The sequence below is a fragment of the Xanthobacter autotrophicus genome (assembly GCF_005871085.1).
GTDB lineage: Bacteria > Pseudomonadota > Alphaproteobacteria > Rhizobiales > Xanthobacteraceae > Xanthobacter > Xanthobacter autotrophicus.
On sequence record NZ_VAUP01000028.1, the window covers coordinates 483,095 to 491,724 of the forward strand.

Annotated in this window: 8 protein-coding genes; 2 read left to right on the top strand and 6 right to left on the bottom strand. The window is 66.3% G+C overall.

All coding sequences use genetic code 11. From position 1 onward, the window contains the following. Positions 1-10: 10 nt before the first annotated feature. The 3 genes from FBQ73_RS13950 to leuC form a co-directional block, all read right to left on the bottom strand. Positions 11-1,330 carry a 2-hydroxycarboxylate transporter family protein gene (locus tag FBQ73_RS13950; RefSeq protein WP_138400080.1) on the bottom strand — a complete coding sequence of 440 codons (1,320 nt, stop codon included), beginning with the start codon at positions 1,328-1,330 and terminating at the stop codon, positions 11-13. An 81-nt stretch (positions 1,331-1,411) separates the two neighbouring features. Then, positions 1,412-2,023, bottom strand: coding sequence for a 3-isopropylmalate dehydratase small subunit (gene leuD, locus FBQ73_RS13955; RefSeq protein WP_138400081.1), 612 nt, complete (start codon positions 2,021-2,023; stop codon positions 1,412-1,414). Next, positions 2,008-3,456, bottom strand: coding sequence for a 3-isopropylmalate dehydratase large subunit (gene leuC, locus FBQ73_RS13960; protein ID WP_138400082.1), 1,449 nt, complete (start codon positions 3,454-3,456; stop codon positions 2,008-2,010). The genes leuD and leuC overlap by 16 nt, the downstream gene beginning before the upstream one ends. 157 nt (positions 3,457-3,613) lie before the next feature. Here leuC and FBQ73_RS13965 point away from each other — a divergent pair, with 157 nt between their 5' ends. Continuing rightward, on the top strand, positions 3,614-4,537 hold the full coding sequence (locus FBQ73_RS13965) for a LysR family transcriptional regulator (protein ID WP_138400083.1): 924 nt from the start codon (positions 3,614-3,616) through the stop codon (positions 4,535-4,537). Between the two features lie 298 nt (positions 4,538-4,835). Here FBQ73_RS13965 and FBQ73_RS22795 read toward each other — a convergent pair whose 3' ends face one another. After that, the gene (locus FBQ73_RS22795) at positions 4,836-4,982 is read right to left on the bottom strand and encodes a hypothetical protein (protein WP_170218891.1); all 147 of its coding nucleotides are present in this window, start codon (positions 4,980-4,982) and stop codon (positions 4,836-4,838) included. 119 nt (positions 4,983-5,101) lie between these two features. Beyond that, on the bottom strand, positions 5,102-6,010 hold the full coding sequence (locus tag FBQ73_RS13970) for an AraC family transcriptional regulator (RefSeq protein WP_138400084.1): 909 nt from the start codon (positions 6,008-6,010) through the stop codon (positions 5,102-5,104). A gap of 95 nt (positions 6,011-6,105) precedes the next feature. On the opposite strand from FBQ73_RS13970, the gene FBQ73_RS13975 reads away from it, so the two are divergent. Further along, positions 6,106-6,855, top strand: coding sequence for an SDR family oxidoreductase (locus FBQ73_RS13975; protein ID WP_138400085.1), 750 nt, complete (start codon positions 6,106-6,108; stop codon positions 6,853-6,855). Positions 6,856-7,222: 367 nt separating this feature from the next. On the opposite strand, the gene FBQ73_RS13985 is transcribed toward FBQ73_RS13975, so the two are convergent. Then, positions 7,223-8,630, bottom strand: a 1,408-nt coding sequence (locus FBQ73_RS13985; protein ID WP_138400086.1) for an electron transfer flavoprotein-ubiquinone oxidoreductase, incomplete at its 5' end; no start/stop codon positions are given.

Sequence of the window (8,630 nt, forward strand, 5' to 3'; positions counted from 1 at the left end):
GGCAGGCGGGTCAGTAGAGGACCTTCATCAGCAGCGTCGCGATGACGATCATGATGGCCCCGCCCACCCGCGTGGCGATCTGGGCGAAGGCCATCAGTCCCATGCGGTTGGAGGCGCCGAGAATGGCCACGTCGCCGGTGCCCCCGAGGCCCGAGTGGCAGGCCGTGACGATGGCCGCCTCCACCGGGAACATGTTGAGCCAGCGGCCCACGAAGAAACCGGACGTGATCATCGCAATCACCGAGGCGGCGCAGATGAGGATGTATCCGAGGGTGAAGGAGGCCACCAGTTGCTGCCAGGAGACCAGCATGGCGCCCATGGCGACGAGAATGGCAAAGGTGAGGTTCGTCGACATGAAACGGTTGATCTGGTAGGCGCCGCGCTCCATCTCCGACGGTAGCAGCCGCGACAGCTTGAGGGCGGTGGCCGCGAGGATCATCAGGATCGGCCCGGGAATGCCGGTGTGCGGCGCGAGCACCGTGCCGAGGATGAAGAGCGCGCAGGACAGGACGATCCCGCAACCGAGCAGCGGCAGCTCAATGGCGCCGGCCGGTCCCTCCTGCTGCAAGAGGTCGTCGTCCCCCGTGCGCACCAGAATGCCGTTGCCGCTGAGCCCGGGCCGCGCCTCTCCCAGCCGGGCCAAAAGGCCGGCGCCGATGATGGCCACCACATTGCCCATGAGCGCCGCCGGCACCATCTGCGCGACGAGTTCACCCTGGGGTCGGCCGAGCATTTCCGAATAGCCGATGGAGAGCGGCAGCACCCCCTCGGCCAGCCCGCCGCCGACGATGGGGACGATGATGAAGAAGAAGGTCTCCTTGGGGCTGTGACCGAAGGCGAGGCCGACGAGGATGCCTGCCGCGACCGCCGCGAGCGTGCCCACGGCCAGCGGCACGAACATGCGCATGAAGCCTTGCACCAGCACCTTGTGCGGCATGCCAAGGATGGAGCCGGCGACCAGGCAGGCGATGAAGAAATACTGGAAGTTCGCGGTCTTGAAGGTGGTGGCGATGGCCTTCATCGCCGCCTCGGGCATCAGCCCGTAGCCGACGATGGCGGAGGGCACGAACAGGCACAGGATGGCGGTGCCGCCGATCTGCTTCAGCACCGGGATCGTCTGGCCCAGCTTGCCGAGCAGGAAGCCGAGCAGCATCAGGACGGAGAGGCCGCCGATGACGTCGTTGGGCAGGCGCCCGCTCCACACTGCGAATGCTGTTACGAGGGCCGCGCCGACATAGACCGGCCAGGGTAGGGGGCCGATGGCTAGCCCGCGCCGCATGGGGGTAGCCTCCTCGGGGGTGCGGATTTCGGCGGCGATGGCGTCGGACATGGTTCCCTCCTGGGATGGGCGTGTTTTCTCGTTCGGGCCACGCGGGTGGCCCGTCGGGCAGGCGGCGGCGGATGGGACGGCTCAGGCGAGCCAGGGGTTCTCGGCGCGATGGCGGACCTCGAACGCGCGGATGGCGTCGGCCTCCGCCAGCGTCGTTCCCACCGCATCGAGGCCGCGCAGCAGCGCCTCCTTGCGCAACGGCTCGATCTCAAACGCGGCGGCCTCGCCCGTGGCAGCCAGCGTCACGACCTCGGCCGGTAGATCGATGTGCAGGCGGTTGGTCTCTGGCTGCGCCACCACCGCGGCGATGCGCGCCACCACGGCTGGATCGAGGCTGATGGTGAGCAGACCGTTGTTGCGGCAGTTGTCGTCGAAGATGCCGGCAAAGGAGGTACCGATCAGCGCGCGGATGCCGAGCTGCGCGAGGCCCCAAACCGCATGTTCGCGGCTGGAGCCGCAGCCGAAATTGGGGCCGACCACAAGAAAGCGCGCCTCCTCGTAGCCCGGCCGGTTGAGGATGAAATCCGGCTCCGGCGCGCCGCCGGCCCCGAAGCGCAGCAGGTTGAACACGCCCCGGTCGAGGCCGGCGCGGTCGATCCCCTTCAGGAACGTCTTCGGCATGATGACGTCCGTGTCCAAATTGGGCAGAAGGAAGGGCGCTGCGGCGCCTTCCACTGTCACGAAAGGCTGCATGGCTCGGGCTTTCTGGCGGGTGCCGCGAGGCGGCGGACGTCGGTGATGCGGCCGGTGACTGCGGCCGCCGCCACCATGGCGGGGCTCATGAGATGGGTGCGCGCGCCCGCGCCCTGGCGGCCTTCGAAATTGCGGTTGGTGGAGGAGGCGCAGCGGTCGCCCGGTGCCAGTACGTCGTCGTTCATGGCGAGGCACATGGAGCAGCCGGACTGGCGCCATTCGAAGCCCGCCTGCCGGAAGATTTCGGCCACGCCCTCCGCCTCCGCCTGCGCCCGCACGGCGGTGGAGCCCGGCACGACGATGGCGCGCACACCCGGCGCCACCGTGCGGCCAGCAAGCACCCGGGCCGCATCGCGCAGGTCCTCGATGCGTGCATTGGTGCAGGAGCCGATGAAGGCGTGGCTGATGGGTATGGCATCGAGCGGCGTGCCGGGCCGCAGGTCCATGTAGGCCAGCGCCCGCTCGGCCGCGCACCGCCGGGCGGCATCACCCTCCGCCTCGGGCGCCGGGACACGCCCTGCCACCGGCGCCGCCTGGTCCGGGCTCGTGCCCCAGGTGACCATGGGGGCAACCTCTCCCACGTCGAGGGCGAAGCTCCTGTCGAAGCGGGCGCCGGGGTCGGAGGTAAGGACCGTCCAGGCAGCCAGAGCGCGGTCCCACAATGGTCCGCGAGGGGCGCGAGGACGGCCCTCGATGTAGCGGAACACCTTGGTGTCTGGCGTCATGACCGCGCCGCGTGCACCGGCCTCCACAATCATGTTGGCGAGGGTCATGCGCTCCTCCACCGAGAGGGCGGACAGCGCTGGGCCGTCGAACTCCACCGCGTGCCCCACAGCCCCGTCGGCGCCGATGCGGCGGATCACCTCCATCACCATGTCCTTGGCGGTGACGCCGAGACCCGGCACGCCATGAAGGGTGATGCGCATGGTTTTCAGACGGCGGTAGACGAGTGTCTGCGTCGCCAGATAGTGCTCGATGTCCGAGGTGCCGATGCCGAAGCCGAGCGCGCCAAGCGCGGCATAGGAGGTGGTGTGGCTGTCGCCGGCCGCCACCACCATGCCGGGCAGCACCAGCCCCTGCTCGGGCGCCACCACGTGCTCGATGCCTTGGCGCGGGTCCAGCACGTCGATCAGCTCGATGCCGAAGTCGCGGGCGTTCTGCGCAAAATAGGCGGCCTGCCGCGCCGCTCCGGCATCGGGCATGTCCGCCGTGCGGCGAGGGGTCGTGGGGTTGACGTGGTCCACCACCATCAGCGCGGCGGCGGGGTTCCACACCTTGCATCCCCTCTCGCGCAGGCCGCTGAAGGCCTGGGGGCTGGTGTATTCGTTGAGGATGGTGCGATCCACATAGAGCAGCACCCGCCCCTTGTCGTCGAGCGCCCGCACCGTGTGGGCGTCCACGATCTTGTCGTACAGCGTGCGGGGCCCTGCCATGCTCGCTCCCTTCGTGACGGTTGTCGCGTGAAGCATGGCGAAGGAGGCGGGGTCACATCCAATGCCGGCTGGCTATATCGTTATGCGCCCCGCGCATCACGATCCGGGATATGACGGCGACAACGCCGCGATGATGGCAGGAAGCGGAGGTGACCCCATGGAGATCGCGTGGCTGGAGGACTTCCTCGCCGTGTCCGGGTCCGGCAGCTTCTCCCGCGCCGCGGAGGAGCGGCACATCACCCAGCCGGCACTGAGCCGGCGGATCCGCGCGCTGGAGGAATGGGTGGGCACGCCGCTCTTCTTCCGCACCACCCACAAGGTGGAGCTGACGCCCGCCGGGGACAGCTTCCGGCAGACGGCGGAGGATGTGCTGCGGCGCCTCGCGGTCGGCCGCTCCATCGCCCGTGAGCAGGCGAGCGGGAGCATCGAGCAGTTGCAATTCGCCGCCACCAATGCGCTGGCGCTAACCTTCTTTCCCGGCTGGCTGCGCACCGTCGAGCACCGGCTGCCGTTCGTCGCCAACATCCATCTCGTGGCCAATCACATGGTGGCCTGCGAGCGCCTGATGCTGCAGGGGCAGGCGCAGTTCCTGCTGGCCCACCACCACCCGGCCGCCGATACGCTGCTGACGCCGCGCCAGTTCCTGTCCCATCCCGTGGGTGTGGACGTGCTCATCCCCGTCTCGGCTCCGACGGGAGAGGGCGGCGGCCCGTCCTTCGCTTTGCCGGGCACGGAGGAGCACGCCCTGCCCTATCTCTCCTACCGGCCGGAATCCGGCATGGGCCGCATCATCGCGGCGGTGCGCGAGGGCGCGCCGGAAAGGGCTTTCCTCCGGCCCTGTTTCGAGTCCCATGTGGCCAAGCTGCTGGTAACCATGGCGGTGGAGGGACGAGGGCTCGCCTTTCTCCCGAAGAGCCTCATCGGCGAGGAATTGGCGCAGGGCACGCTCGTCCGCGCCGGCGACACCACATGGGACATCACCATAGAGATCCAGCTCTTCCGCCCGCGCACGCGCCTTTCGAGCACCGCCGAGGCCTTCTGGGCCACCGTTGCCGGTGGTGGAACTGCGGACCGCCGATAGCCGCCTACAATTGCCCCCCCCCGATCGCACGCCATTCGAGCCGGTCTTGGACTTGCGAGCGGCGCGTTCACTGAGGCGTTTTCCTCATGGGAGGCGAAATAAAACGGTGCATTTGGCCCTCGTGGGCGCCCCTCATGCCCGCTTCAGACCACTCTGCCCCCTCCAGGAGGCTCCCCTCCCAACCGGCGGTCAGGCTAAGAAGCAGCGCGGTTCGGCCGCGGCGTTTCGTAGAACGGCCTGGCCGTCACCTTGAAGGCGGCTTCCGAGCAACCGAAGGTGGCGGGCCGGATCTCACGTCTCAGAAGATGAAGGTCATCTGCGTGCGCAATTGCCATGGAGCGGCGAGGTCCGGGCGGACGACGTTGTAATAGGCGTCCATCGTCAAATTGACCGGGAGCTTGTCGATCTTCGTCACACGGCCCAGGCCGCCGCCCGGGGGAACCATCCATTCTACCCCCAGGATGGCTGGAGTCGTCCGTTGCTAGACATCGCTTTTCTTCAGAGATCAAGCCAATGTCTGGTTCTTGGCGGCACGCCATCGACTGCTCTTTGGCGCAGCAGAGACTATGGTGACCAAGCTGCGTCTCGTGCAAATTGTCCCGGCGGACAGCCGAGCCGCTTGCGAAATGCCGTGCTGAAGGCACTGGCAGACTCATAGCCGATTTCAGCCGCGATCCGATCAAGCGTCTTAGCCCCGCCTGTAAGGGCCGTCTTGGCAATCGCCATGCGCCATCGCGTCAGGTACTCGATCGGGGCGCACCCCAACAACTCGCTGAACCGTGCCGAAAAGCTAGAGCGGGACATACCCGCGATACCGGCCAGGCGAGTGACGGTCCAGTTCGCACGCACATCGCCGTGCATGGCCTGGAGCGCACGTGCGATTGCAGGATCGCCCAAGCCGCGAAGCAGGCCTTCGGACACGGCCGCTGCCCCGCTCCCGCGCCAGCGGAGCGCCTCGACCAGCATGGCCTCCAGCAGCCGTTCAATGATCAATTCCCGTCCCGGATAATCGGTGGCGCATTCTTCGGAAAGAAGATCAATGAAGCGACCAAAGCGTGTCGCCCTGCCTTCGGAAGCCGGGATGTGGATGAGATCAGGCAGCAGCTTCAGCAGCAGGGCGGCATTCACTCTGTCAAATGTGAAGCTGCCACCCAGCGCGGCGAAGTCGGCGTCACCATCCTGCTCGCCGTGGCGGACAGCTTCGTTCCTTGGTTCTACGGGCACGCAGGCTGCCCCGGGCTGGCTGCTCAGGGCAAACGCAGGCGTAGTGGGAAGGAGAATGAAGTCGCCTTTGGCAATCTGGATGGGCGTTTTGCTTTCAAAGGCCAGCCATGCTTCTCCCGCCAACACGATGGTGAATCCCGGAGCATCATGGGCCTTGTACCGCACTCCCCATTGGCCGCGCCCGGAAATCGGCTTCGATACGGCGGCCTTGGGCCGGAGCAGGCTGATGGTGTCACTCAAGGGGTCCATTTCCGGACGATCCATAAATATTTTTGGCGCTTTAATTATGTATCGTCTACTCGGTCTCGTCCATCTTCCTTTCATCGAACGTAAGGAGACAGACCGTGAGCAAGACGATCCTCATCACCGGCACCTCTTCGGGCTATGGCAAGGCGACGGCAGAGCACTTCCTGCGGTGTGGGTGGAATGTCATTGCATCAATGCGGCGCCCGGATCCGGAAATTTTCGAGGCTCCGACCGACCGCCTGCGCGTGATGCCGCTGGACGTTACCTGTGAGCAGAGCATCGCAGCTCTGATCGATGGGGCTGGCCCGATCGACGTTCTGGTCAACAATGCGGGGGTTGGCGGTGTCGGCGCCTTTGAAGCAATGCCGATGTCACTCATTCGCCAACTCGTTGAGACGAATGCGATCGGTGTCATGGCGATGTGTCGGGCGATCATCCCGCAGATGCGGCAGCGTCGGTCAGGTATGATCGTCAACGTGACGTCGAGCGTGACGCTTGGCGACTTCCCGCTCGCCGCCGCCTATACGGCGTCCAAGCAGGCGGCCGAGGGCTTCAGCGCTTCTCTCGCGCATGAGCTGGGCTATTTCGGCGTCGGGGTGAAGCTCGTCGAGCCGGGCTATGCCCCAACAACGCGGTTTGGTGCGAATGCCATTATCCCGGTTCAGGACCTGCTGCCCGGTGAGTATGCCGAGTTCGCCCGGCCGATCCTCGCAACCTTCGCACAGCCGGCGCTGACGACGCGCGAAAGAGATGTCGCGGAGGCCATTTGGGCCGCCGTCCACGATAAGACAGGACAACTCAGATTCCCGGCAGGTGCGGACGCCATCGCGCTTGCTGAAGCCCGCTGACAGGTCGCTTCACTGATTCTAATGGGCGCTCCGAAAGAGCGTCCTAAAGCGAGGGTGTCAGAGTTTGATTTGCGGCGGCCGGAGCATGTCCGCAATTGGCGCGTCGTGCCCGTTTCGAAGGGTGGGGCAAACGATCGCCTTCCCCGGTGCCTTCGTAAGCATCGCGCAGGACGGGCGGTTGAGGGTGGAGCGGGGCTATGTCTGCCCAGAGGACGAGGTGGCGGTCGTGCAGGACGAAGCTACTGCCGAGACTGATGGTGACACCCATGCGGTCATGTTCCCTCGTCAGGAGGCCGCCGCATCTGATGTACCTGCGGAGCCGGAGGAAGAAGACGGCCTCACGCCGATCACTGTTTTGACGCACCGATCACATGTTCGGATAGTTGGGTCCGCCGCCGCCCTCGGGGGCGGTCCAGGTGATGTTCTGGTTGGGGTCCTTGATGTCGCAGGTCTTGCAGTGCACGCAGTTCTGCGCGTTGATCTGGAAGCGCGGCGCATCCGCCCCCTCCTCGATCCATTCATAGACCCCCGCCGGGCAGTAGCGGTTGGACGGGCCGGCATAGATGTCGTGCTCCGACGCCTTCTGCAAAGCCATGTCCTTCACCACCAGATGCACCTGCTGGTTCTCTTCGTGGTTGGTGTTCGACAGGAACACCGAGGACAGCTTGTCGAAGGTGAGCACGCCATCCGGCCTGGGATAGGTGATCTTCTTGCACTCCTTGGCCGGCTTCAGGGAGGCGGCGTCGGTCTTGCCGTGCTTCAGGGTGCCGAACAGGGAGAAGCCCAGCGTGTTGGTCCACATGTCCAGCGCGCCGAGCGGAATGCCGATGAAGGTGCCGAGCTTCGACCACAGCGGCTTCACATTGCGCACCTTCTTCAGGTCCGCGCCGATGGCGGAGGAGCGCCACGCCGCCTCGTAGCTCGCAAGCTCGTCGTGGCCGCGATCCTCGGCCAGCGCCCCGGCGAGGTGGTCGGCGGCCAGGATCCCCGAGAGCACCGCATTATGGCTGCCCTTGATGCGCGGCACGTTCACGAAGCCCGCCGCGCAGCCCACCAGCACGCCGCCGGGGAAGCTCAGCTTGGGCACGCTCTGGTAGCCGCCTTCCGAGAGGGCGCGGGCGCCATAGGCGATGCGCTTGCCGCCCTCGAACGTGTCCTTGAAGAAGGGGTGGGTCTTGAAGCGCTGGAACTCGTCGAAGGGCGACAGCCAGGGGTTCTGGTAGTTGAGGTGGACCACGAAGCCCACCATCACCTGCTCATCCTCCATATGGTAGAGGAAGGCGCCGCCGCCGGTCTTGCCGTCCAGCGGCCAGCCGAAGCCGTGCTGCACCAGGCCGGGCTTGTGCTTCTCCGGCTTCACCTTCCACAGCTCCTTCAGCCCGATGCCGAATTTCGGCACGTCGCGGCCGGCGTCGAGGCCGTATCTGGCGATGAGCTGCTTGGTGAGATGGCCGCGCGCACCCTCGGCGAACACGGTGTAGCGCCCGCGCAATTCCATGCCGCGGGTGAACTCGCCCTTGGGCACGCCGTTCTTGTCGACGCCCATGTCGCCGGTGGCGATGCCGGCCACCGCGCCCTTGTCGTCATAAAGGATCTCGTCGGCGGCGAAGCCGGGATAGATCTCCACCCCCAGCGCCTCGGCCCTGGTGGCGAGGAAGCGGCAGACATTGCCCAGGGAGCCGACGAAATTGCCGTGATTGTTCATCAGCGGCGGCATGGCGAAATTGGGCAGGCGGAGGCCGCCGGCGGGGCCGAGCAGGTAGAAATGGTCGTCG